General features: G+C 60.0%; 24 protein-coding genes. 1 reads left to right on the top strand and 23 read right to left on the bottom strand.

What is annotated here, in order from left to right; translation table 11 throughout:
- Window position 1: 1 nt before the first annotated feature.
- From rplE to rpsL, 18 genes are all read right to left on the bottom strand, one after another.
- A complete protein-coding gene (gene rplE, locus N2A41_RS07780) occupies window positions 2-559 on the bottom strand; it encodes a 50S ribosomal protein L5 (protein ID WP_003547560.1) in 558 nt (185 codons plus the stop codon).
- Window positions 552-860 carry a 50S ribosomal protein L24 gene (gene rplX, locus N2A41_RS07775; RefSeq protein WP_003547559.1) on the bottom strand — a complete coding sequence of 103 codons (309 nt, stop codon included), beginning with the start codon at window positions 858-860 and terminating at the stop codon, window positions 552-554. Before rplX ends, rplE begins: the two co-directional genes overlap by 8 nt.
- Before the next feature lie 11 nt (window positions 861-871).
- Window positions 872-1,240 (bottom strand): 50S ribosomal protein L14, encoded by a 369-nt coding sequence (gene rplN / locus N2A41_RS07770; RefSeq protein WP_003547558.1) that lies wholly within the window; start codon window positions 1,238-1,240, stop codon window positions 872-874.
- Between the two features lie 258 nt (window positions 1,241-1,498).
- Window positions 1,499-1,738, bottom strand: coding sequence for a 30S ribosomal protein S17 (rpsQ, locus tag N2A41_RS07765; protein ID WP_003547557.1), 240 nt, complete (start codon window positions 1,736-1,738; stop codon window positions 1,499-1,501).
- Window positions 1,739-1,750: 12 nt separating this feature from the next.
- The gene (gene rpmC / locus N2A41_RS07760; protein WP_003558545.1) at window positions 1,751-1,951 is read right to left on the bottom strand and encodes a 50S ribosomal protein L29; all 201 of its coding nucleotides are present in this window, start codon (window positions 1,949-1,951) and stop codon (window positions 1,751-1,753) included.
- A gap of 12 nt (window positions 1,952-1,963) precedes the next feature.
- Window positions 1,964-2,377: a 50S ribosomal protein L16 gene (gene rplP, locus N2A41_RS07755; RefSeq protein WP_003547555.1), complete on the bottom strand. Its 414-nt coding sequence runs from the start codon at window positions 2,375-2,377 to the stop codon at window positions 1,964-1,966.
- Window positions 2,378-2,413: 36 nt separating this feature from the next.
- A complete protein-coding gene (gene rpsC / locus N2A41_RS07750) occupies window positions 2,414-3,145 on the bottom strand; it encodes a 30S ribosomal protein S3 (protein ID WP_003547554.1) in 732 nt (243 codons plus the stop codon).
- Window positions 3,145-3,534, bottom strand: coding sequence for a 50S ribosomal protein L22 (rplV, locus tag N2A41_RS07745; protein WP_003547553.1), 390 nt, complete (start codon window positions 3,532-3,534; stop codon window positions 3,145-3,147). Before rplV ends, rpsC begins: the two co-directional genes overlap by 1 nt.
- A gap of 2 nt (window positions 3,535-3,536) precedes the next feature.
- A complete protein-coding gene (gene rpsS, locus N2A41_RS07740) occupies window positions 3,537-3,815 on the bottom strand; it encodes a 30S ribosomal protein S19 (protein WP_003547552.1) in 279 nt (92 codons plus the stop codon).
- A gap of 15 nt (window positions 3,816-3,830) precedes the next feature.
- Window positions 3,831-4,667 carry a 50S ribosomal protein L2 gene (gene rplB / locus N2A41_RS07735; RefSeq protein ID WP_003547551.1) on the bottom strand — a complete coding sequence of 279 codons (837 nt, stop codon included), beginning with the start codon at window positions 4,665-4,667 and terminating at the stop codon, window positions 3,831-3,833.
- A gap of 11 nt (window positions 4,668-4,678) precedes the next feature.
- Window positions 4,679-4,972 (bottom strand): 50S ribosomal protein L23, encoded by a 294-nt coding sequence (locus N2A41_RS07730; RefSeq protein ID WP_003547550.1) that lies wholly within the window; start codon window positions 4,970-4,972, stop codon window positions 4,679-4,681.
- Entirely contained in the window at window positions 4,969-5,589 is a 621-nt protein-coding gene (gene rplD, locus N2A41_RS07725) for a 50S ribosomal protein L4 (protein WP_017963906.1), read from the bottom strand. Before rplD ends, N2A41_RS07730 begins: the two co-directional genes overlap by 4 nt.
- A 13-nt stretch (window positions 5,590-5,602) precedes the next feature.
- Window positions 5,603-6,244 carry a 50S ribosomal protein L3 gene (gene rplC, locus N2A41_RS07720; RefSeq protein ID WP_003547548.1) on the bottom strand — a complete coding sequence of 214 codons (642 nt, stop codon included), beginning with the start codon at window positions 6,242-6,244 and terminating at the stop codon, window positions 5,603-5,605.
- Window positions 6,245-6,283: 39 nt separating this feature from the next.
- The gene (rpsJ, locus tag N2A41_RS07715; protein WP_003547547.1) at window positions 6,284-6,592 is read right to left on the bottom strand and encodes a 30S ribosomal protein S10; all 309 of its coding nucleotides are present in this window, start codon (window positions 6,590-6,592) and stop codon (window positions 6,284-6,286) included.
- 154 nt (window positions 6,593-6,746) lie between these two features.
- Entirely contained in the window at window positions 6,747-7,922 is a 1,176-nt protein-coding gene (gene tuf / locus N2A41_RS07710; RefSeq protein ID WP_017963897.1) for an elongation factor Tu, read from the bottom strand.
- 68 nt (window positions 7,923-7,990) lie between these two features.
- Window positions 7,991-10,090 carry an elongation factor G gene (gene fusA / locus N2A41_RS07705; protein WP_260110653.1) on the bottom strand — a complete coding sequence of 700 codons (2,100 nt, stop codon included), beginning with the start codon at window positions 10,088-10,090 and terminating at the stop codon, window positions 7,991-7,993.
- A 29-nt stretch (window positions 10,091-10,119) separates the two neighbouring features.
- Window positions 10,120-10,590: a 30S ribosomal protein S7 gene (gene rpsG, locus N2A41_RS07700; RefSeq protein ID WP_011651422.1), complete on the bottom strand. Its 471-nt coding sequence runs from the start codon at window positions 10,588-10,590 to the stop codon at window positions 10,120-10,122.
- Window positions 10,591-10,667: 77 nt separating this feature from the next.
- Entirely contained in the window at window positions 10,668-11,039 is a 372-nt protein-coding gene (rpsL, locus tag N2A41_RS07695; RefSeq protein WP_003547537.1) for a 30S ribosomal protein S12, read from the bottom strand.
- Between the two features lie 497 nt (window positions 11,040-11,536).
- On the opposite strand from rpsL, the gene N2A41_RS07690 reads away from it, so the two are divergent.
- Entirely contained in the window at window positions 11,537-11,830 is a 294-nt protein-coding gene (locus N2A41_RS07690) for a hypothetical protein (RefSeq protein WP_003547528.1), read from the top strand.
- 123 nt (window positions 11,831-11,953) lie between these two features.
- Here N2A41_RS07690 and rpoC read toward each other — a convergent pair whose 3' ends face one another.
- The 5 genes from rpoC to rplA form a co-directional block, all read right to left on the bottom strand.
- Window positions 11,954-16,162 (bottom strand): DNA-directed RNA polymerase subunit beta', encoded by a 4,209-nt coding sequence (rpoC, locus tag N2A41_RS07685; protein WP_260110652.1) that lies wholly within the window; start codon window positions 16,160-16,162, stop codon window positions 11,954-11,956.
- 190 nt (window positions 16,163-16,352) lie between these two features.
- Complete coding sequence (rpoB, locus tag N2A41_RS07680) at window positions 16,353-20,492, bottom strand: DNA-directed RNA polymerase subunit beta (protein ID WP_170278542.1); 4,140 nt, start codon at window positions 20,490-20,492, stop codon at window positions 16,353-16,355.
- Between the two features lie 263 nt (window positions 20,493-20,755).
- A complete protein-coding gene (gene rplL, locus N2A41_RS07675; protein ID WP_017963902.1) occupies window positions 20,756-21,133 on the bottom strand; it encodes a 50S ribosomal protein L7/L12 in 378 nt (125 codons plus the stop codon).
- Window positions 21,134-21,191: 58 nt separating this feature from the next.
- Window positions 21,192-21,710 carry a 50S ribosomal protein L10 gene (gene rplJ / locus N2A41_RS07670; protein ID WP_003547522.1) on the bottom strand — a complete coding sequence of 173 codons (519 nt, stop codon included), beginning with the start codon at window positions 21,708-21,710 and terminating at the stop codon, window positions 21,192-21,194.
- Between the two features lie 328 nt (window positions 21,711-22,038).
- The gene (rplA, locus tag N2A41_RS07665; protein WP_017963901.1) at window positions 22,039-22,740 is read right to left on the bottom strand and encodes a 50S ribosomal protein L1; all 702 of its coding nucleotides are present in this window, start codon (window positions 22,738-22,740) and stop codon (window positions 22,039-22,041) included.
- Window positions 22,741-22,743: the final 3 nt, after the last annotated feature.

Raw genomic sequence — 22,743 nt, 5'->3', positions numbered from 1 at the left:
GTTATTGACGGAACGGGAAGCTGAACTCTTTCAGAAGAGCCCGTGCTTCGTCGTCGGTCGTCGCCGTCGTGCAAACGATGATGTCCATGCCCCACATCTGATCAACCTTGTCGTAGTTGATCTCAGGGAACACAATGTGCTCCTTGATGCCCATGGCGAAGTTGCCACGGCCGTCAAAGCTTTTCGGGTTCAGGCCGCGGAAGTCGCGAACGCGCGGGAGCGCGATGTTCACGAGACGGTCCATGAACTCGTACATGCGGGCGCCGCGCAGGGTAACCTTCGCGCCGATCGGCATCTGTTCGCGGACCTTGAAGCCTGCGATAGAGTTGCGTGCGCGGGTGATGACCGGCTTCTGGCCGGCGATCGCTGCGAGGTCGGCGGCAGCTACCGTCGGCTTCTTCGAGTCAGCGGTCGCTTCGCCGACACCCATGTTGATCACGATCTTGTCGAGCTTCGGAATCATCATCTCGTTGGCGTAGGAGAACTGCTCCTGCAACGCCTTGCGGATGCGCTCGACATATTCCTTCTTGAGCCGCGGCTCATATTTTGCCTCAGCCATCGATCACTTCTCCAGAACGCTTGGCCACACGGACCTTCTTGCCGTCAACAACCTTGAAACCGACGCGGGTCGGCTTGCCGTCCTTGTCGATGATTGCAACGTTGGACAGGTGAACCGGGGCTTCCTTGTTGATGATGCCGGCTTCCTGGGTCTGCGTCTGGCGCTGGTGGCGCTTGACGACGTTGACGCCACGAACAACGGCACGATCTTCCTTCGGCATGACCTGAACAACTTCGCCAGTACGGCCCTTGTCCTTGCCAGCGAGCATGACGACCTTGTCGCCCTTACGAATCTTCTGCATCGCTTCGCTCCTTACAGTACTTCGGGAGCCAGCGAGATGATCTTCATGTGGTTCTTGGCGCGAAGTTCGCGCGGAACCGGTCCGAAGATACGGGTGCCGATCGGCTCTTTCTTGTTGTCGATGAGGACTGCTGCATTGGTGTCGAAGCGGATGACGGAGCCATCTGCACGACGGATGTCCTTGGCGGTGCGAACGACAACCGCCTTCATCACGTCACCCTTCTTCACGCGGCCGCGCGGGATCGCTTCCTTGATCGAAACGACGATGACGTCGCCGATCGAGGCATACTTGCGCTTCGAGCCGCCCAGCACCTTGATGCACATGACACGACGTGCGCCGGAATTATCCGCGACGTCGAGGTTTGTTTGCATCTGAATCATATCAGGTCGCCTTCTTGGTTTACCGGAATGGTTGGGCTAGCCCCCTACTCCGGCTTATGAAAATTTTCGCCGGCCGAGCTGCCGTGAGGCAGCACTGACGCGGCAATAGCTGAATAGCGCGGGGTCGATCGTGCCAGGGTGGTTTCCCGAACGGGACCTTCCGTGCGCTCAAAGCAAAAGAACGCCCGGCATTCGAGCGTTCTGACGCTGCTTCATACAGATATTTCGGCGAGACGCAAGGCCTCGCGCAAAATTCTGTTACTTGCCCTGGGCGGAAATCACCGTCCAGCGCTTGTCCTTGGAGATCGGCGCGCATTCCTCGATGGATACGGTATCGCCGATCTTGTACTGGTTATTCTCGTCGTGGGCCTTGTACTTCTTGGAACGACGAACGGTCTTCTGGAGCAGCGGGTGAGCGAAACGACGCTCGACGCGAACCACTACCGTCTTCTCGTTCTTGTCGCCAACGACGACGCCCTGCAGGATGCGCTTCGGCATATTTTTCTTCCTTTAGGCCTTAACTTCTGCCGCCTTCTGGCGGGCAATGGTTTTCACGCGGGCGATGTCCTTGCGGACTTCGTTGATGCGCGAGGACTTTTCGAGCTGGCCGGTCGCCTTCTGAAAGCGCAGGTTGAACTGCTCCTTCTTCAGCTTGGCAAGCTCGTCCTTGAGTTGGTCGGCGGTGAACGCGCGAACATCTGAGGCTTTCATGAGCTCAATTCCTTACTCTGCAATGCGCTGAACGAAGCGCGTCTTGACCGAGAGCTTGGCAGAGCCGAGGCGAAGCGCCTCACGGGCGATTTCTTCGCTGACACCGTCGATCTCGAACATCATACGGCCGGGCTTGACCTTGCATGCCCAGTATTCAACGGAGCCCTTACCCTTACCCATACGGACTTCGGTCGGCTTTTTGGTTACCGGAACGTCCGGGAACACGCGGATCCATACACGGCCGGCGCGCTTCATATAACGCGTGATCGCGCGGCGGGCCGCTTCGATCTCACGCGCATTGACGCGGTTGGGTTCCTGTGCCTTCAGGCCGAATTCGCCGAATGCCAGGTCAGAACCGCCCTTGGCGACGCCCTTGATGCGGCCCTTGAACTGCTTGCGGTACTTGGTACGCTTTGGCTGCAACATTTTCTTATTCTCCGAACTTCTCTGCCACGCGCGCTATCAAGCGTTGTCGCGGCGACGGTCTCTGTCGCGGTCACGATCACGGCTTGCCGGACCCTGGGCGTCACCTTCCATCGCGCGGCGCTCGGAAGCCATCGGATCATGCTCAAGGATTTCGCCCTTGAAGATCCAGACCTTGATGCCGCAGATGCCGAATGCGGTTTCTGCTTCAGCCGTGCCGTAGTCGATGTCGGCGCGCAGCGTGTGCAACGGCACACGACCTTCGCGGTACCATTCCGTACGGGCGATTTCAGCGCCGCCGAGACGGCCGGCGCAGGTGATCTTGATGCCTTCGGCGCCAAGACGCATCGCCGACTGGACGGCGCGCTTCATGGCGCGGCGGAAAGCCACGCGACGCTCGAGCTGCTGGGCGATCGACTGAGCGACCAGCGTCGCATCGACTTCGGGCTTGCGCACTTCGACGATGTTGAGGTGCGTCTCCGAATTCGTCATCTCCGACAGCTTCTTGCGGAGCTTGTCGATGTCTGCGCCCTTGCGGCCGATGATCAGGCCCGGACGTGCCGAGTGGATCGTGACCCGGCACTTCTTGTGCGGACGCTCGATGACCACCTTGGAGATCCCGGCCTGCTTCAGTTCGCTCATGACGAACTTGCGCATCTTCAGGTCTTCGTGCAACAGCTGGCCGTACTCGGCATTGTCCGCAAACCAGCGGCTATCCCAGGTACGGTTGATTCCGAGACGGAAACCGATTGGATTGATTTTCTGACCCATTATGCGGCCTCCTCTGCTGCCTGCACTTCACGAACGACGATCGTCAAATGCGCGAAGGGCTTTTCAATGCGCGACGCGCGACCGCGGCCACGAGCGTGGAAACGCTTCATGACGATCGACTTGCCGACATAGGCCTCGGCGACAACCAGCGAGTCGACGTCGAGATCGTGGTTGTTCTCGGCGTTGGCGATCGCAGATTCGAGCGTCTTCTTGACGGCGCCCGCGATGCGCTTGCGGGAGAACTCCAGCTCAGCGAGTGCGCGCTCGACCTTCTTGCCGCGGATAGCCGCAGCAACCAGGTTGAGCTTCTGCGGGCTGACGCGGAGCGTGCGGGCGACTGCTTGCGCCTCGTTGTCCTTCAGCCGGCGTTCGGCTTTTGCCTTGCCCATTGTTACTTCCTCTTCGCCTTCTTGTCCGCGCCGTGACCGTAGTAGGTGCGGGTCGGAGAGAATTCACCGAATTTGTGACCGACCATGTCTTCATTGACGCTGACCGGGATATGCTTGCTGCCGTTGTAGACGCCGAAGGTGAGACCGACGAACTGCGGCAGGATCGTGGAGCGACGGCTCCAGATCTTGATCACTTCACTGCGACCGCCTTCACGAACCTTCTCAGCCTTCTTGAGAAGATAGCCGTCAACGAACGGACCTTTCCATACTGAACGAGCCATTGGAGACTTCCTCTCTTACTTCTTACGCTGATGACGCGAGCGCATGATCATCTTGTCGGTCGACTTGTTCGACCGGGTGCGCTTGCCCTTGGTCGGCTTGCCCCACGGTGTCACCGGATGGCGACCACCGGAGGTGCGGCCTTCGCCACCGCCGTGCGGATGGTCGACCGGGTTCATGACGACACCGCGGTTATGCGGACGCTTGCCGCGCCAAACGGTACGACCGGCCTTGCCGTCGTTGATGTTGGCGTGATCAGGGTTGGAGACGGCGCCGATCGAAGCAAGGCAGGAGCCATGAACGAGACGCTGTTCACCGGAGTTCAGGCGAAGGATCGCCATGCCCTGGTCGCGGCCGACGAGCTGTGCGTAGCCACCGGCGGAGCGAGCGATCTGACCACCCTTGCCCGGCTTCATTTCCACGTTGTGGATGATGGAGCCGACCGGGATGAACTGCAGCGGCATGGTGTTGCCGGGCTTGACGTCGACAGCCTTCTCGGAAGCGATAACCTTGTCACCGGCAGCGAGACGCTGGGGAGCGAGGATATAAGCCTTCTCGCCGTCAGCATAGTTCACCAGCGCGATGAAAGCCGTGCGGTTCGGATCGTATTCGATACGCTCGACCGTGCCTTCGACGTCGAACTTGCGACGCTTGAAGTCAATCAGACGGTAGGTGCGCTTGTGACCACCGCCGATGAAGCGGGCGGTGATGCGGCCGAGGTTGTTACGACCGCCGCTCTTGGTCAGACCTTCCGTCAGCGCCTTGACCGGCTTGCCCTTGTAGAGGGCCGAGCGGTCGACGATGACCAGCTGGCGCTGGCTCGGGGTGATCGGATTGAAAGTTTTCAATGCCATTTTCTTATACCTCAGAGACCGGTGGAGACGTCGATCGTCTGGCCTTCAGCCAGCGTCACAACAGCCTTCTTCACGTCCTTCTGCTTGCCGACGAAACCGCGGAACCGCTTGGTCTTGCCCTTGCGCAGCAGAGTGTTGACAGCCGTGACCTTGACGCCGAACAGCGCCTCGACCGCAGCCTTGATTTCCGGCTTCGTCGCCTGCTTGGCGACATTGAAAACAACCTGGTTGTTTTCGGATACCAGCGTGGACTTTTCGGTGATCGCCGGAGAGACGATCACATCGTAGTGGCGAAGATCGGTCACTTGAATCGCTCCTCTAGCGCTTCAACCGCGGCCTTGGAAAGCACGAGCTTGCCGCGGCGCACGATGTCGTAAACGTTGATGCCCTGGATCGGCAGAACATCGATGTTTGGGATGTTCTGAGCTGCGAGCTTGAAGTTGCCGTCAAGCTCTGCGCCGCCGATGAAGAGGGCGTTGGTCAGGCCGAGCGTCTCGAAAACGGACGCGAGAGCCTTGGTCTTGGCTTCGGTGGCAATCAGGTTGTCGATGACGATGACGTCATCGGCCTTGATCTTGGCCGAAAGGGCGTGGCGAAGGCCGAGTGCACGAACCTTCTTCGGAAGATCGTGCTCGTGGCTGCGGACGACCGGGCCATGAGCCTTGCCGCCGCCGCGGAACTGCGGAGCGCGAGCCGAATGGTGGCGGGCGCGGCCCGTACCCTTCTGCTTGTACATCTTGGCGCCGGTGCGCGAAACTTCCGCGCGGCCCTTAGCCTTGTGCGTGCCCTGCTGCTTCTTGGCAAGCTGCCAGCGGATGACGCGGGCGAGAATGTCTTCGCGGGGCTCGAGGCCGAAAATCGCGTCCGAAAGGGAAACCTTCCCGGCGTCTTTTCCCTCGAGGGTCTTGACGTTGAATTCCATTGATCTGGCTCCCTTACTTCGCGGCCGACTTGACGGCGTCGCGCACGATGATCCAAGCACCCTTGGAACCAGGAACAGCACCCTTGATCAGGATCAGACCACGATCTTCGTCGGTCGAAACCACTTCCAGGTTCTGCGTCGTGACGCGCGTCTGGCCCATGTGACCAGCCATCTTCTTGTTCTTGAAAACCTTGCCCGGATCCTGGCGCGAGCCGGTCGAACCGTGCGAACGGTGAGACACCGACACACCGTGCGTGGCACGCAGACCGCCGAAACCGTGGCGCTTCATGGCGCCGGCAAAACCCTTACCGATCGTCGTGCCCGTCACGTCGACGAGCTGACCGGCTGCAAAGTGACCCGCCTTGATCTCAGTGCCGACCTCGAGCAGCTGATCTTCCGACACGCGGAATTCCGTCAGCTTGGCCTTCGGCTCGACGTTGGCGATGGCAAAGTTGCCGCGCATCGCCTTCGACGTGTTCTTCACCTTCGCCTGGCCGGCACCGAGCTGAACTGCGGTATAGCCATTCTTTTCGACAGTGCGCGTGGCTACGACCTGGCAGCCTTCCATACGCAGTACCGTTACCGGGACATGCTCGCCGGCGTCGTTATAGACGCGGGTCATTCCCACCTTCTGTGCAATCACACCTGAACGCATCGGTTCAATCCTTCTCACTCAGCCCGAAGACCCGAGGTCTCAGAGCTTGATCTCAACATCGACACCGGCGGCGAGATCGAGCTTCATCAGCGCGTCTACCGTCTGCGGGGTCGGGTCAACGATATCGAGAAGGCGCTTATGCGTGCGCATCTCGAACTGTTCGCGGCTCTTCTTGTCGATGTGCGGGGACCGGTTGACCGTAAACTTCTCGATGCGGGTCGGAAGCGGAACGGGGCCCCGGACGCTTGCACCGGTGCGCTTAGCCGTCGATACGATCTCGCGCGTGGAGGCATCGAGAATCCGGTGATCGAACGCCTTCAGGCGGATGCGGATATTCTGGCCGTTCATTCGACTTTATCCTTGTGTCTGTTATCCGCGTGTCACCACTTAGGGACACGACTTACCTTCAGTTACGTTAGCGGGCCACCGGTTTCAAAGATCGAGAGGGACACCGAGATCGGCGTCCCTATCCTTTCCTTGGGCCAGGTGGCCCAGCCGCTAATTACTCGACGATCGAGGCGACGATACCGGCGCCGACGGTGCGGCCGCCTTCGCGGATGGCGAAGCGCAGCTTTTCTTCCATCGCGATCGGAACGATCAGCTCGACCGATACCGTGACGTTGTCGCCCGGCATCACCATCTCGGTGCCTTCCGGCAGCGTCACGATGCCGGTCACATCGGTCGTGCGGAAGTAGAACTGCGGACGGTAGTTGGTGAAGAACGGCGTATGACGGCCACCCTCTTCCTTCGTCAGGATGTAGGCTTCAGCCATGAACTTCTTGTGCGGCTTGACCGAACCCGGCTTGCACAGAATCTGGCCACGCTCAACGCCGTCACGGGTAACGCCGCGGATCAGCGCGCCGATGTTGTCGCCAGCCTGGCCCTGGTCGAGCAGCTTGCGGAACATTTCAACGCCGGTCACCGTCGTCTTCGTCGTCGGGCGGATGCCGACGATCTCGACTTCTTCGCCAACCTTGACGATGCCACGCTCGACGCGGCCGGTCACAACCGTGCCGCGGCCAGAGATCGAGAACACGTCTTCGATCGGCAGCAGGAACGGCAGGTTGATCGGACGCTCAGGCGTCGGGATGTAGGCGTCGACCGCAGCCATCAGCTCGCGGATCGCGTCTTCGCCGATCTTCTTGTCGGAATCTTCAAGAGCAGCCAGCGCCGAACCCTTGACGATCGGGATTTCGTCGCCCGGGAAGTCGTAGGACGACAGCAGTTCGCGAACTTCGAGCTCGACCAGTTCGAGGAGCTCGGCGTCGTCAACCTGGTCGACCTTGTTCAGGAACACCACGATTGCCGGAACGCCGACCTGGCGGGCCAGCAGAATGTGTTCGCGCGTCTGCGGCATCGGGCCGTCAGCGGCCGAGCACACCAGGATCGCGCCGTCCATCTGGGCAGCACCGGTGATCATGTTCTTGACGTAGTCGGCGTGGCCGGGGCAGTCGACGTGCGCATAGTGGCGCGCCGGCGTCTCATACTCGACGTGCGCCGTCGAAATCGTGATGCCGCGGGCCTTTTCTTCCGGAGCCGCGTCGATCTGGTCGTACGCCTTGTACTCACCGAAGTACTTCGTGATCGCTGCCGTCAGAGACGTCTTGCCGTGGTCAACGTGGCCAATCGTGCCAATGTTGACGTGCGGCTTGTTGCGCTCAAACTTACTCTTTCCCATTTTCGGGTCTCCGTTTTGCTAGTCCCCGAAGGGATCTAATTCTTGTTATCGGTCAATTGGTATTCCGGTCACTTCTGACCGGAATACTTTGCCTGGATTTCAGTTGCGACGTTCGACGGTACCGGCGAATAGTGATCGAAGGTCATCGTGTACTGGGCGCGGCCCTGGGACATGGAGCGCAGGTTGTCGACGTACTTGAACATGTTCGCGAGAGGAACGTTCGCATTGATGACAACGGCGATACCGCGGCTTTCCTGGCCCTGGATCTGACCGCGACGGGAGTTCAGGTCGCCGATAACGTCGCCGACATAATCTTCCGGGGTGACGACTTCGACCCTCATCATCGGCTCGAGCAGCTGAGCGCCGGCCTTTTTGGCTGCTTCACGGAAGCAAGCACGCGATGCGATTTCGAAGGCGAGAACCGAAGAGTCGACGTCGTGGAAGGCGCCATCGATGAGGGTTGCCTTGACGCCGAGCATCGGGAAGCCTGCGAGCGGACCCGAAGACAGAACGCTTTCGATGCCCTTCTGAACGCCGGGGATGTATTCCTTCGGAACGGAACCGCCGACGATCTTGGATTCGAACTTGAATTCGTCGCCTTCCGGGTTCGGTTCGAAGACGATCTTGACGCGCGCGAACTGGCCGGTACCACCGGACTGCTTCTTGTGGGTGTAGTCTTCTTCATGCTTCCGGGTGATGGTTTCACGGTAGGCAACCTGCGGCGCGCCAACGGTTGCTTCGACCTTGAATTCACGACGCATGCGGTCGACGATGATGTCGAGATGCAGTTCGCCCATGCCGGCGATGATGGTCTGGCCTGATTCCTGGTCGGTCTTGACACGGAAGGACGGATCTTCAGCAGCCAGGCGGTTGAGCGCAAGGCCCATCTTTTCCTGGTCGCCCTTGGTCTTCGGCTCGATGGCGATCTGGATGACCGGCTCCGGGAATTCCATGCGCTCGAGGATAACCGGCTTCAGCGGATCGCAGAGCGTGTCGCCCGTCGTGGTTTCCTTGAGGCCGGCGAGAGCCACGATGTCACCTGCGAAGGCTTCTTCAATGTCTTCGCGCGAGTTGGAGTGCATCTGCAGCATGCGGCCGACGCGCTCGCGCTTGTCCTTGACCGTGTTGATGACCGAGGCGCCCTTTTCGAGCTTGCCGGAGTAGATGCGGGCGAAGGTCAGCGAACCGACGAAGGGGTCGTTCATGATCTTGAAGGCGAGCATGGAAAGCGGCTCGCTGTCGTCGGCATGACGCTCGATTTCGGCTTCCGTCTTGAAGTCGATGCCCTTGATCGCCGGGATGTCCATCGGCGACGGCAGGTAGTCGACGACGGCGTCGAGCAGCGGCTGCACGCCCTTGTTCTTGAAGGCGGTGCCGCAGAACATCGGGTGGAACTTGACGTCGATCGTGCCGCGGCGAACCAGCGCACGGATCTGATCGTTGTTCGGCAGAATGCCTTCGAGGTAAGCTTCGGTGGCGGCTTCGTCGATGTCGACGACCGTCTCGATCAGCTTTTCGCGATATTCCTCAGCCTTGGCCTTCATGTCCTCGGGGATCTCGACGACATCCCACTGGGCGCCGAGCGACTCGTCGCGCCAGATGAGTGCGTTCATCTCGACCAGGTCGATGACGCCCTTGAATTCGGTCTCCGCACCGATCGGCAGCTGCATAACAACAGCCGTTGCACCGAGACGGGTCTTGATCATCTCGACGGAGCGGTAGAAGTCCGCACCGGTCTTGTCCATCTTGTTGCAGAAGATCATCCGCGGGACATTGTACTTCTCGGCCTGACGCCAGACGGTTTCCGTCTGCGGCTCAACACCGGCGTTAGCGTCGAGCAGCGCGATGGCGCCGTCGAGAACGCGCAGCGAACGCTCGACTTCAATGGTGAAGTCGACGTGGCCGGGAGTGTCGATGATGTTGAAACGGCGCATTTTGCCGTCACGGCCCTTCCAGTAGGTCGTGGTGGCAGCAGAGGTGATCGTGATGCCACGCTCCTGCTCCTGCTCCATCCAGTCCATGGTGGCTGCGCCGTCGTGGACTTCGCCGATCTTGTGCGACTTGCCGGTGTAATAAAGAATACGCTCGGTGGTCGTGGTCTTGCCGGCGTCGATATGCGCCATGATACCGAAATTGCGGTAGTCTTCGATTTTATATTCGCGAGCCATGGTGGACTGCCTTTCGATACCGTTCGGAATTACCAGCGATAGTGCGAGAACGCGCGGTTGGCGTCAGCCATCTTGTGCGTGTCTTCGCGCTTCTTGACGGCGGAGCCGCGGTTGTTGGACGCATCGAGCAGCTCGCCGGAAAGGCGGTCAACCATAGTCGTTTCATTGCGCTTGCGGGCAGCAGCGATCAGCCAGCGAATAGCAAGAGCCTGGCGGCGCTCCGGACGAACATCGACGGGGACCTGATAGGTCGCACCACCGACACGACGCGAGCGAACTTCAACGTGCGGGGCAATGTTCTCAAGCGCAGAATGGAAAACCGTGAGCGGCTCCTGCTTGGCCTTGCCCTGGACAACGTCGAACGCACCGTAGACGATGTTTTCAGCAACGGACTTCTTGCCGTCGAGCATGATGGCATTCATGAACTTGGTGACGACGAGATCGCCGAACTTCGGGTCCGGATTGATCTCGCGCTTTTCTGCTTTATGACGTCTGGACATACTTTTGTCTCTTCAACCGTTAAGGCGCTTCATGACGCGGAGGACCTCGCGCAGCGCCGGATTATTCAAAACCCGAATTACTTCGGACGCTTCGCGCCGTACTTGGAGCGGCGCTGCTTGCGGTTCTTGACACCCTGGGTATCGAGAACGCCGCGGATGATATGATAACGGACACCCGGAAGGTCCTTGACGCGGCCGCCACGGATCATGACGACAGAGTGTTCCTGAAGGTTGTGACCTTCGCCGGGGATGTAACCAATGACTTCGAAGCCGTTGGTCAGGCGGATCTTTGCGACCTTACGCAGAGCCGAGTTCGGCTTCTTCGGCGTCGTCGTGTAGACGCGCGTGCAAACGCCGCGCTTCTGCGGGTTCTCCTGGAGTGCAGGAACCTTGTTACGCTTTACGTTCGCCTGGCGAGGCTTGCGGATCAGCTGGTTTACGGTAGGCATTCAACCATCCCTTACGTTTTATCTCAGTACCCTTGCGGGCTTGAACTCGCGCCGTCTCCGGCAGTGACGTACGCTTTCCGTCAATGCGCAAAATATGGCCCGATCCGCTTCCGCAGATGGACCACAAGGAGCAGAGGACGCATAGAACATGCGTCGTGCGTGCAGCATCATGACTTCAACGTGCGTTTAGAACCTTGTTTGAGGTGAACTTCAGGGCGAGTCGCCCCGAACAGCCAAGCCTCACATGGGATCTGATGGCCGGGGTACTACTGGTTTCCACCCGTCTCGTCAAGGCCGGTTAAGAAATAAACTCGCCGTATCGCCTTGATATGCCGGCCGAACGCCCTGTTTCATTCTTCTAGACGAAATCACGGCCGTGCTCGAACATAAAAACTTGGGCATTGCAGCAAAAGCAGTTAAGGAATCAGCAATTGCGACGTTCGGCCCTCACAGCGGGATTCGAGCGACCGAATCGTCAAAGAGCCGAAGGACAGGCGATGATCACGACACCTGATAACGACAATAATTTCGACGGCCCGATGATCTTCATCATCATCGGCAAGGGCTACGAGTCCGACGCCAGCGAAGGTATCGACCTGCACATCATGCTGAAGGCGCCTGACGACGACACTGCCGTACGCGAGGCCTTGAACGCCCTTGCCGAGGAAGGCTTCATCGAGGCCGATCTCGACCAGATCGGCATGCTGACCGAGGTCCCGGCCGAAGAGCCGCACGCATCTGCCTACCAGGGAGCCGTCGAAGGCGAAGTCGCGATCATCCGGTTCAACTGAACGGAGCCGCCGCTGGCGCTTTCAAGGCAGCATAAGCGGAAGCAGCCTCAGAGCAGACCAAAAAATGAAAAACCGCCCGGATCGCTCCGGGCGGTTTTTCAATTCGTCGACTTCAGCCGCGGGTTATTCCGCAGCCGGAGCCTTTTCGGCCATGTCCTGCAGCATCGGCGTGGCGACGGCAGCACCCGTGCCCTTGCGGCGCTCTTCGAGGATCATCTCGTCGCGCGACGTGGCGATGCGGCGGATCTGGGTCATGGTGCCGCCGGTACCGGCCGGGATGAGGCGGCCAACGATGACGTTTTCCTTCAGACCCTGCAGGCCGTCGGTCTTGCCGGCGATCGCAGCTTCCGTCAGCACCTTCGTCGTTTCCTGGAAGGACGCGGCCGAGATGAAGGACGGGGTCTGCAGCGACGCCTTGGTGATGCCGAGAAGAACCGGATCGCCATAGGCTGGCTTCTTGCCCTGCTCGATCAGGTGATCGTTGACGTCTTCGAGCTCGATCCGGTCGACATTGTCGCCGACGATATAGGTCGAGTCGCCTGCATCGGTGATTTCCACCTTCTGCAGCATCTGACGGACAATCACCTCGATGTGCTTGTCGTTGATGACGACACCCTGCAGGCGGTAGACTTCCTGGATCTCGTTGACGAGGTAGGAGGCCAGAGCCTCCACACCCTTGATCGCCAGGATGTCGTGCGGAGCCGGGTTACCGTCGAGGATGTAGTCACCCTTTTCGATATAGTCGCCTTCCTGAAGGTGGAAGGGCTTGCCCTTCGGGATCAGGTATTCGACAGGCTCGACACCGTCTTCCGCCGGCTCGATGATGACGCGACGCTTGTTCTTGTAGTCGCGGCCGAGGCGGATCGTACCATCGATCTCTGCGATGATGGCGTGGTCCTTCGGACGGCGGGCTTCGAACAGCTCGGCAACACGCGGCAGACCGCCGGTGATGTCCTTGGTCTTGGCGCTTTCGAGCGGCGAACGGGCGAGAACGTCACCCTGGGAGACCTTCGTGCCCGGCTCGACCGACAGAATCGCATCGACCGAGAGGAAGAAGCGGGCGTCACCACCACGGGACAGCTTCGCGATATTGCCGCTAGCATCCTTGATGACGATCGCCGGCTTGAGGTCCGAGCCGCGCGGGGTCGAACGCCAATCGATAACCTGACGCTTGGTGATGCCGGTCGATTCGTCGGTCGCTTCCAGAACGGAGAGACCGTCGACCAGATCTTCAAACTGAACGGTACCGGCCACTTCCGTCATCATCGGACGGGTGTAGGGGTCCCACTCTGCCAGGCGCTGGCCGCGCTTGACCTTGTCGCCTTCGTCGACATGCAGTTTCGAACCGTAGGCCACACGCTGCGACGACCGCTCGACACCACGTTCGTCCAGGATCTGGACGGTCATGTTGCGGCCCATGGCAACGAGGTTGCCATCGGAATTGCGCAGGATGTTGCGGTTCTTGATCTGCACCGTACCTTCGTACGAGGCTTCGAGGAACGACTGGTCGACCACGGTTGCCGTACCGCCAAGGTGGAAGGTACGCATGGTGAGCTGGGTACCCGGCTCGCCGATCGACTGAGCAGCGATGACGCCGACGGCTTCGCCCATATTGACCGGCGTACCGCGCGCGAGGTCGCGGCCGTAGCAGACCGAGCAGACGCCCGTCTGGATTTCGCAGGTCAGCGCCGAGCGGATGCGGATCGACTGGATGCCGGCCTTCTCGATTTCGACGACGTCGGGCTCGAGAATCATCCTGCCCGCATCGACGATCCGCTCACCCGTGACCGGATGATCGATGTCGTCGAGCGCCGTGCGGCCGAGGATACGGGCGCCGATCGAGGCAACCACCTGGCCGGCATCGACGATGGCGGTCATGGTGAGGCCCGTCTGCGTTCCACAATCGACGTGCGTGACGATGCAATCCTGAGCGACGTCGACGAGACGGCGGGTCAGGTAGCCGGAGTTGGCGGTCTTCAGGGCGGTGTCTGCCAGACCCTTGCGGGCGCCGTGGGTCGAGTTGAAATACTCGTTGACGGTCAGGCCTTCCTTGAAGTTCGAGATGATCGGGGTCTCGATGATTTCGCCCGACGGCTTGGCCATGAGGCCACGCATGCCGCCCAGCTGGCGCATCTGGTTCGGAGAACCGCGGGCACCGGAGTGGCTCATCATGTAGATCGAGTTCATCGGCTTCTGGCGACCGGTCTTCTCGTCGAATTCGACCGCCTTAATGCGGGCCATCATCTCTTCGGCGACCTTTTCGGTCGCCTTGCCCCAGGCGTCGACAACCTTGTTGTACTTTTCGCCCTGGGTGATGAGGCCGTCATTGTACTGCTGCTCGTATTCCTTCACCAGGTTTTCGGTGTCGGCAACGATCTTGGCCTTGGCGTCCGGAATGACCATGTCGTCCTTGCCGAACGAAATGCCGGCGCGGCAGGCGTGGGCGAAGCCGAGCTGCATGATGCGGTCGCAGAAAATGACCGTGTCCTTCTGGCCGCAATGGCGATAGACCGTGTCGATCATCTTCGAGATGTTCTTCTTGGTCATTTCCTGGTTGCAGATATCGAAGGGCACCTTGCCGTTTTTCGGCAGCAGTTCGCCGATGAGCAGACGGCCAGGCGTCGTCTCATAGATCTTCGAGTAAGGCTTGCCATCCTCGTCGATCGACTTGAAGCGGCCACGGATCTTGGTGTGCAGCGTCACGACCTTGCTTTCGAGGGCGTGATGCAGCTCGCCGAGATCAGAGAAGGCCATGCCTTCGCCCGGCTCGTTCTGATTGAGGATCGACAGATAGTAGAGGCCGAGAACCATGTCCTGCGAGGGAACGATGATCGGCGCGCCGTTGGCCGGATGCAAGATGTTGTTGGTCGACATCATCAGCACGCGGGCTTCGAGCTGAGCTTCGAGCGACAGCGGCACGTGAACGGCCATCTGGTCGCCGTCGAAGTCGGCGTTGAAGGCCGTGCAGACGAGCGGATGCAGCTGGATCGCCTTGCCTTCGACCAGGATAGGTTCGAAGGCCTGGATACCCAGGCGGTGCAGCGTCGGTGCGCGGTTCAAGAGAACCGGATGCTCGCGGATGACCTCGTCGAGGATATCCCAGACTTCCGGCTTTTCCTTCTCGACCAGCTTCTTGGCCTGCTTGACGGTCGAGGAGTAACCCTTGGCGTCAAGGCGGGCATAGATGAACGGCTTGAAGAGCTCGAGCGCCATCTTCTTCGGCAGGCCGCACTGATGCAACTTCAGTTCCGGACCGGTGACGATAACGGAACGGCCGGAATAGTCGACGCGCTTGCCGAGCAGGTTTTGACGGAAGCGGCCCTGCTTGCCCTTCAGCATGTCGGAGAGCGACTTCAGCGGACGCTTGTTGGCGCCGGTGATGACACGGCCGCGACGGCCGTTGTCGAACAGCGCGTCAACGGATTCCTGCAGCATGCGCTTTTCGTTGCGGATGATGATGCCAGGCGCACGAAGCTCGATCAGACGCTTCAGACGGTTGTTACGGTTGATGACGCGGCGGTAGAGATCATTCAGATCCGACGTCGCGAAACGGCCGCCGTCGAGCGGAACCAGCGGGCGCAGATCCGGCGGGATGACCGGAACGACCTTCATGATCATCCATTCCGGACGGTTTCCCGACTCCATGAAGTTCTCGACGATCTTCAGGCGCTTCATCAGCTTCTTCTGCTTGAGATCCGACGTGGTGTCGGCAAGCTCTGCGCGCAGGTCGCCAGCGATCTTTTCGAGGTTCATCGACGCCAGCATCTCGTAGATCGCCTCAGCGCCGATCATCGCGGTGAACTGGTCTTCGCCGTATTCGTCGACAGCGAGCATGTACTCTTCTTCCGAGAGGAGCTGGTGCTCCTTCAAGGCGGTCAGGCCCGGCTCGGTGACGATGTAGTTTTCGAAGTAGAGGACGCGCTCGACATCCTTCAGCGTCATGTCGAGCAGCGTCGAAATGCGTGATGGCAGCGACTTCAGGAACCAAATGTGGGCAACGGGAGCTGCGAGCTCGATATGGCCCATGCGCTCACGGCGAACGCGCGACAGCGTGACTTCGACGCCGCACTTTTCGCAGATGATGCCCTTGTACTTCATACGCTTGTACTTGCCGCACAAGCATTCGTAGTCCTTGATCGGCCCGAAGATGCGCGCACAGAACAGACCGTCGCGTTCCGGCTTGAACGTACGGTAGTTGATGGTTTCCGGCTTCTTGATCTCACCGTAAGACCAGGAGAGGATCTTCTCCGGAGACGCGATCGAAATCCGAATGGAATCGAAATTCTGTGCAGGCACCTGCGGATTGAAAAGATTCATGACCTCTTGGTTCATGCCTGTCTCCTTCATGGGCTAAAGCGCCCTCAAAATGCGATGGTCGGCGGCAAATTCCCGGGAGCCGCCTTCCTCGCTTAAACGAGAATAACCGCTGGATGCGGCGAAACTTCCCTTCCGGGCCGACACGGATACGGCGCCCGGCGGGACCGGCGTGCGCCGCATTGGCAGCGCACGCCCTATCAAGTGCTTACTCGGCCGCGTCGGGCAGCTGAGCTGCCTGCGCCTCGTCAAGCTTGGTGTTCTCGAGCTCGACGCTGAGGCCCAGCGAGCGCATTTCCTTGACGAGAACGTTGAAGCTTTCCGGAATACCGGCTTCGAACGTGTCGTCTCCGCGGACGATGGCTTCGTAGACCTTGGTACGGCCGGCGACGTCATCCGACTTCACCGTCAGCATTTCCTGCAGCGTGTAGGCCGCGCCGTATGCTTCGAGCGCCCAGACTTCCATTTCGCCGAAGCGCTGGCCGCCGAACTGCGCCTTGCCGCCCAGCGGCTGCTGGGTCACGAGCGAGTAAGGACCGATCGAACGAGCATGGATCTTGTCGTCGACCAGATGGTTGAGCTTCAGCATGTAGATGTAGCCCACCGTCACCTGGCGGTCGAACTGCTCGCCGGTACGGCCGTCATAGAGCGTCGACTGACCGCTATCCTTAAGACCTGCCAAACGCAGCATGTCGTTGACGTCGGCTTCGTTCGCGCCGTCGAAAACAGGCGTCGCAATCGAAACGCCGCGCTTCCACTGGTCGGCGAGACGCAGAACCGAGTCGTCGTCGAACTCGTGCACCTGCTCGGCCTTGGGGCCGTCTCCGACGACATCGCCGATGGTCTTGCGCAGCGGCTCAATGTTGCCATTGGCCTTGTATGCGTCGATCAGTTCGCCGATCTGGCGACCCATGCCGGCGCAAGCCCAACCCAGATGGGTTTCCAGGATCTGGCCGACGTTCATACGCGAAGGCACGCCGAGCGGGTTCAGAACGACGTCGACATGCGTGCCGTCTTCGAGGAACGGCATGTCCTCCACCGGCACAATGCGCGAGACGACGCCCTTGTTCCCGTGACGGCCGGCCATCTTGTCGCCAGGCTGGATCTTGCGCTTTACGGCGACGAAGACCTTGACCATCTTCATGACGCCAGGGGGCATTTCATCGCCGCGCTGGACCTTTTCGACCTTGTCCATGAAGCGCTGTTCGAGGCGCGACTTGGATTCGTCGTACTGACCGCGGAGCGCTTCGAGCTCGCTCTGGACCTTTTCGTCTTCGACCGCGAACATCCACCACTGCGAGCGGGGATATTCGGAGACGACGGCGTTCGAAAGCTCGCTGCCCTTCTTGAAGCCCTTCGGGCCAGCAATAGAGGCCTGGCCGCGCAGCATTTCGATCAGACGGCCGTAGACGTTACGGTCGAGGATCGCCTGCTCGTCGTCACGGTCCTTTGCCAGACGCTCGATCTCTTCGCGCTCGATCGCCATCGCGCGCTCGTCCTTTTCAACGCCGTGGCGATTGAAGACGCGAACTTCGACGATGGTGCCGTAGGTGCCGGGCGGCATGCGCATGGAGGTGTCGCGCACGTCGGAGGCCTTTTCGCCGAAGATGGCGCGCAGAAGCTTTTCTTCCGGCGTCATCGGGCTTTCGCCCTTCGGCGTGATCTTGCCAACGAGGATATCGCCCGGCTGAACTTCGGCGCCGATATAGACGATGCCGGCTTCGTCGAGGTTTTTCAGCGCTTCTTCCGAAACGTTCGGAATATCGCGGGTGATTTCCTCAGGACCAAGCTTGGTGTCGCGTGCCATCACTTCGAATTCCTCGATGTGAATGGAGGTGAACACGTCGTCGGCAACGATACGCTCGGAGAGCAGGATCGAGTCTTCGTAATTGTAGCCGTTCCAGGGCATGAACGCGACGAGCGCGTTGCGGCCGAGCGCCAGGTCGCCGAGATCGGTCGATGGGCCGTCGGCGAGGATGTCGCCGCGGTTGACCTCGTCACCGACGGTGACCAGCGGGCGCTGGTTGACGCAGGTGTTCTGGTTCGAACGCTGGAACTTCTGCAGACGGTAGATATCGACGCCGGACTTGCCGGCTTCGAGGTCTTCCGTGGCGCGGATAACGATACGCGTCGCGTCGACCTGGTCGACCACGCCGCCGCGGCGGGCGCCGATGGCAGCACCCGAGTCACGGGCGACGACCGGCTCCATGCCGGTCCCGACGAACGGAGCTTCGGCACGCAGCAGCGGCACTGCCTGACGCTGCATGTTCGAGCCCATCAGCGCGCGGTTGGCGTCGTCGTTTTCCAGGAACGGGATGAGCGCGGCTGCGACCGAAACAACCTGCTTCGGCGAGACGTCCATCAGGTTCATGCTGTCGCGCGGAGCGAGCATAACTTCACCGGCATGACGGCAGACGACGAATTCGTCGACGAAGGACCCGTCAGCGTTCATCTCGGCGTTGGCCTGGGCGACGTAGTACTTCGCCTCTTCCATGGCGGAGAGGTAGAGCACGTCGCTCGTCACCTTGCCGTCGACGATTCGGCGGTACGGGCTTTCGATGAAGCCGTACTTGTTGACGCGGGCAAAGGTCGCAAGCGAGTTGATCAGACCGATGTTCGGGCCTTCCGGCGTTTCGATCGGGCAAATGCGGCCATAGTGGGTCGGATGCACGTCGCGGACTTCGAAGCCGGCGCGCTCACGGGTCAGACCGCCCGGGCCAAGAGCCGAAAGACGGCGCTTGTGGGTGATTTCCGAGAGCGGGTTGACCTGGTCCATGAACTGCGAGAGCTGCGAGGAACCGAAGAATTCGCGCACGGCGGCGGCTGCCGGCTTGGCGTTGATCAGATCCTGCGGCATGACCGTGTCGATCTCGATCGAGGACATACGTTCCTTGATCGCGCGCTCCATACGCAGCAGGCCGAGACGGTACTGGTTTTCCATCAGCTCGCCGACCGAACGGACGCGGCGGTTGCCGAGGTTGTCGATGTCGTCGATCTCGCCCTTGCCATCGCGCAGTTCGACCAGCATCCTGACCACGGCCAGGATGTCGTCCTTGCGCAGGATGCGGACGGTGTCTTCGACGGTCAGGTCGAGGCGCATGTTCATCTTGACGCGGCCGACGGCGGAGAGGTCGTAACGCTCCGCATCGAAGAACAGCGAGTTGAACATGGCTTCCGCCGATTCCATGGTCGGCGGCTCACCCGGACGCATGACGCGGTAGATGTCGAACAGAGCGTCCTGACGGTTCTCGTTCTTGTCGGCTGTCAGTGTGTTGCGGATATAGGCGCCGACATTGATGTGGTCGATGCCGAGAACCGGGATCTCGTCGAAGCCGTTCGCCAGGATGATGCCAAGCGTCTTCTCGTCGATTTCGTCGCCAGCCTCGAGGTAGATTTCACCCGTCGAGTAGTTGACGATGTCACCGGCAAGGTAGTTGCCGTAAAGATCGTCGTCGGCGGCCTTGAGTGCCTTCAGGCCCTTGTCGGAAAGCTGGCGCAGCAGGCGCGGGGTCAGCTTCTTGCCGGCTTCCACGACGACTTCGCCGGTATCGGCGTCGACCATCTCGGTGATCGCCTTGGCACCCTTCAGCGTTTCCGGCTTGAAAGGAATACGCCAGCCTTCGCCGTCGCGCTTGTAGAGCGACTTCGTGTAGAAAGTGTCGAGGATTTCCTCGCCGTCCATGCCGAGCGCCATCAGCAGCGACGTCACAGGGATCTTGCGGCGGCGGTCGATACGGGCGTAGACGATGTCCTTGGCGTCGAATTCGATATCGAGCCAGGAACCGCGATAAGGGATGACGCGCGCAGCAAAGAGCAGCTTGCCGGACGAATGGCTCTTGCCCTTGTCGTGGTCGAAGAAGACGCCCGGCGAACGGTGCATCTGAGAGACGATGACGCGCTCGGTACCGTTGACGATGAACGTGCCGTTGTTGGTCATGAGCGGCATGTCGCCCATGTAGACGGACTGTTCCTTGATGTCCTTGATCGACTTCGCGCCGGTATCCTCGTCGATATCGAACACGATGAGGCGCAGAGTCACCTTCAGCGGCGCCGCATAGGTCAGGTCGCGCTGACGGCATTCGTCAACGTCGAACTTCGGCGGTTCGAATTCGTAGGACACGAATTCCAGCATCGATGCGCCGGAGAAATCGGTGATCGGGAAAACCGACTTGAAGACGGCCTGAAGGCCCTCGTCGGGCCGGCCGCCCTTCGGCTCTTCAACCATCAGAAACTGGTCGTAGGACGCCTTCTGAACCTCGATGAGGTTCGGCATTTCTGCGACTTCGGGGATCTTACCAAAAAACTTGCGTACGCGCCTGCGACCGTTGAACGAAAGGGTCTGAGCCATCGTCGCTCCTTCAAAATCTTGCACCCGGGCCTGCAACGGACGGGAACCGATGGCCAGTCGATCCCGTCAATCAATGAGTAGTTCAATCTCGTCCGACCCCGGAAAACGCTCAGCTCGGATTGCTGTGCTGCCCTCGGTGGGAGACCATCCTTTTGAAGAACCCATTACCCAAAAGCCGTTTCGACGCGGCTTTTGGGTAATTCGTTCAGAAAAACGGCAAATGGGAGGCAGTAGAAATACTGCCTCCCAAAAGCAGTTCAAGATTACTTGACGTCGGCCTTGGCGCCAGCGTCTTCAAGCTTCTTCTTGATGTCAGCGGCTTCAGCCTTGTTGACGCCTTCCTTGACAGCCTTCGGAGCGGCTTCAACGAGATCCTTGGCTTCCTTGAGGCCGAGACCGGTGATGGCGCGGACTTCCTTGATGACGTTGATCTTGTTGGCGCCGACATCCGTGAGGATGACGTCGAATTCGGTCTTTTCTTCTTCAACGACAGCAGCAGCAGCACCGCCACCAACGGCAGCAACAGCTACCGGAGCAGCGGCGGAAACGCCCCACTTTTCTTCGAGAAGCTTCGACAGTTCTGCAGCTTCCAGAACGGTCAGCGAGGAGAGGTCGTCAACGATCTTTGCGAGATCAGCCATTTTACTAGTTCCTTTTGTTCGGTTCGAACCGGTTGATTATAAACAGCGAAAAACCGCCTTACGCGGCTTCGTCCTTCTTGGCGTAGGCCGCAAACACGCGAGCAAGCTGGCTTGCCGGTGCTGCAACAACCCCAGCGATGCGGGTAGCCGGTGTCTGGATCATGCCCAGCAGCTTCGCACGCAACTCATCGAGCGAAGGCAGGGTCGCAAGCGACTTGACTGCATCGGCGTTGAGCGTGGTTGTTCCCATGGCGCCGCCCAGAACAATGATCTTGTCATTGGTCTTGGCGAAATCCATGACGACCTTCGGAGCGGTGATCGGATCGGTGCTGTATGCAATCAGCGTCTGACCCTTGAAGAGATTGGACATCCCTTCCGCTTCCGTACCCTGAAGGGCAATCTTGGCCAGGCGGTTCTTCGCGACTTTGACGGTGCCGCCAGCTGCGCGCATCTTCGAACGAAAATCGTTCATCTGCGCGACTGTGGCACCAGCATAGTGGGCCACGACAACTGAGCCCGAAGCCTTGAAGACTTCGTTCAGTTCCGTGACGAATTCGCGTTTTTCCGCTCTTTCCACTGCCTATCTCCAGTTGGCGGGACCGAAAATGGGCCCGCCGGTTGCCTTTTGCCTCCTGGGATCAAGCGAGATCCCAAGCGACGCTTGAGGATCCTGTCCCCCCGCGCTCTCGCGCCAATCAAGGCTAAAGAGGCACAAGGCATCCAAGGCTCGAACCGAGTTCCTAGAAGCGAACTTCTTGCAATTCGGGTCTTACCCGTCTCATGCAGGCACAGTGATTAAGGGAAAACCACCTGCAATCTCGGACAGGATTCCGGATTTCTCCGGAATATTCCGGCCCCTTGCGAGGCCGGAAATTCAGTCGCCGGACTTAAAGCCCGGCATAAACTTATGCGGTCGGCGCTCCGGTGACCGAGCCGGGCTCGATCTTGACGCCCGGGCCCATGGTCGACGAAATCGCCACGCGTTTGACGTAGTTGCCCTTGGCGCCAGCCGGCTTCGCCTTGATGACGGCGTCGGCAAAGGCGCGGATGTTTTCTTCCAGAGCCTTGGCTTCGAAAGAGGCCTTGCCGATACCGGCATGGACGATGCCAGCCTTCTCGACGCGGAACTCGACAGCGCCGCCCTTGGAAGCCTTGACGGCACCAGCGACATCCATAGTAACGGTGCCGACCTTCGGGTTCGGCATCATGCCGCGGGGGCCGAGAACCTTACCGAGACGGCCGACGAGCGGCATCATATCGGGGGTGGCAATGCAGCGATCGAATTCGATCTTGCCGCCCTGGACGATTTCGACGAGGTCTTCGGCGCCAACGATATCGGCACCAGCGGCCTTGGCTTCGTCAGCCTTGGCGCCACGAGCGAAAACAGCGACGCGAACCGTGCGGCCCGTGCCGTTCGGCAGGTTGACGACGCCACGAACCATCTGGTCCGCATGGCGCGGGTCGACGCCGAGGTTCATCGAGACTTCGATGGTTTCGTCGAACTTGGCGACAGCCCGTTCCTTGACCATGCCGATGGCCAGGGTCAGAGCGTAGAGCTTGGTGGGATCAACACCTTCGTTGATCTTCTGCGTGCGCTTACCAGCCATGAT

The organism is Rhizobium sp. SRDI969, assembly GCF_025152725.1.
GTDB lineage: Bacteria > Pseudomonadota > Alphaproteobacteria > Rhizobiales > Rhizobiaceae > Rhizobium > Rhizobium leguminosarum_I.
This window is presented reverse-complemented; position numbering and strand designations above follow the sequence as displayed.

Excerpts from the sequence above, each read along its gene's own strand:
- rpoB (WP_170278542.1), bottom strand. The coding sequence starts at position 20,492 with ATGGCTCAGACCCTTTCGTTCAACGGTCGCAGGCGCGTACGCAAGTTT.
- rplL (WP_017963902.1), bottom strand. The coding sequence starts at position 21,133 with ATGGCTGATCTCGCAAAGATCGTTGACGACCTCTCCTCGCTGACCGTT.
- rpsG (WP_011651422.1), bottom strand. The coding sequence starts at position 10,590 with ATGTCCAGACGTCATAAAGCAGAAAAGCGCGAGATCAATCCGGACCCG.
- fusA (WP_260110653.1), bottom strand. The coding sequence starts at position 10,090 with ATGGCTCGCGAATATAAAATCGAAGACTACCGCAATTTCGGTATCATG.
- rpsC (WP_003547554.1), bottom strand. The coding sequence starts at position 3,145 with ATGGGTCAGAAAATCAATCCAATCGGTTTCCGTCTCGGAATCAACCGT.
- rplC (WP_003547548.1), bottom strand. The coding sequence starts at position 6,244 with ATGCGTTCAGGTGTGATTGCACAGAAGGTGGGAATGACCCGCGTCTAT.
- rplE (WP_003547560.1), bottom strand. The coding sequence starts at position 559 with ATGGCTGAGGCAAAATATGAGCCGCGGCTCAAGAAGGAATATGTCGAG.
- rpsL (WP_003547537.1), bottom strand. The coding sequence starts at position 11,039 with ATGCCTACCGTAAACCAGCTGATCCGCAAGCCTCGCCAGGCGAACGTA.
- rplN (WP_003547558.1), bottom strand. The coding sequence starts at position 1,240 with ATGATTCAGATGCAAACAAACCTCGACGTCGCGGATAATTCCGGCGCA.
- tuf (WP_017963897.1), bottom strand. The coding sequence starts at position 7,922 with ATGGGAAAGAGTAAGTTTGAGCGCAACAAGCCGCACGTCAACATTGGC.
- rplP (WP_003547555.1), bottom strand. The coding sequence starts at position 2,377 with ATGTTGCAGCCAAAGCGTACCAAGTACCGCAAGCAGTTCAAGGGCCGC.
- rplD (WP_017963906.1), bottom strand. The coding sequence starts at position 5,589 with ATGGAATTCAACGTCAAGACCCTCGAGGGAAAAGACGCCGGGAAGGTT.
- rplA (WP_017963901.1), bottom strand. The coding sequence starts at position 22,740 with ATGGCTGGTAAGCGCACGCAGAAGATCAACGAAGGTGTTGATCCCACC.
- rpsJ (WP_003547547.1), bottom strand. The coding sequence starts at position 6,592 with ATGAACGGCCAGAATATCCGCATCCGCCTGAAGGCGTTCGATCACCGG.
- N2A41_RS07690 (WP_003547528.1), top strand. The coding sequence starts at position 11,537 with ATGATCACGACACCTGATAACGACAATAATTTCGACGGCCCGATGATC.
- rplV (WP_003547553.1), bottom strand. The coding sequence starts at position 3,534 with ATGGGCAAGGCAAAAGCCGAACGCCGGCTGAAGGACAACGAGGCGCAA.
- rplB (WP_003547551.1), bottom strand. The coding sequence starts at position 4,667 with ATGGCATTGAAAACTTTCAATCCGATCACCCCGAGCCAGCGCCAGCTG.
- rpsQ (WP_003547557.1), bottom strand. The coding sequence starts at position 1,738 with ATGCCGAAGCGCATCCTGCAGGGCGTCGTCGTTGGCGACAAGAACGAG.
- rpoC (WP_260110652.1), bottom strand. The coding sequence starts at position 16,162 with ATGAACCAAGAGGTCATGAATCTTTTCAATCCGCAGGTGCCTGCACAG.
- rplX (WP_003547559.1), bottom strand. The coding sequence starts at position 860 with ATGCAGAAGATTCGTAAGGGCGACAAGGTCGTCATGCTCGCTGGCAAG.
- rpmC (WP_003558545.1), bottom strand. The coding sequence starts at position 1,951 with ATGAAAGCCTCAGATGTTCGCGCGTTCACCGCCGACCAACTCAAGGAC.
- rpsS (WP_003547552.1), bottom strand. The coding sequence starts at position 3,815 with ATGGCTCGTTCAGTATGGAAAGGTCCGTTCGTTGACGGCTATCTTCTC.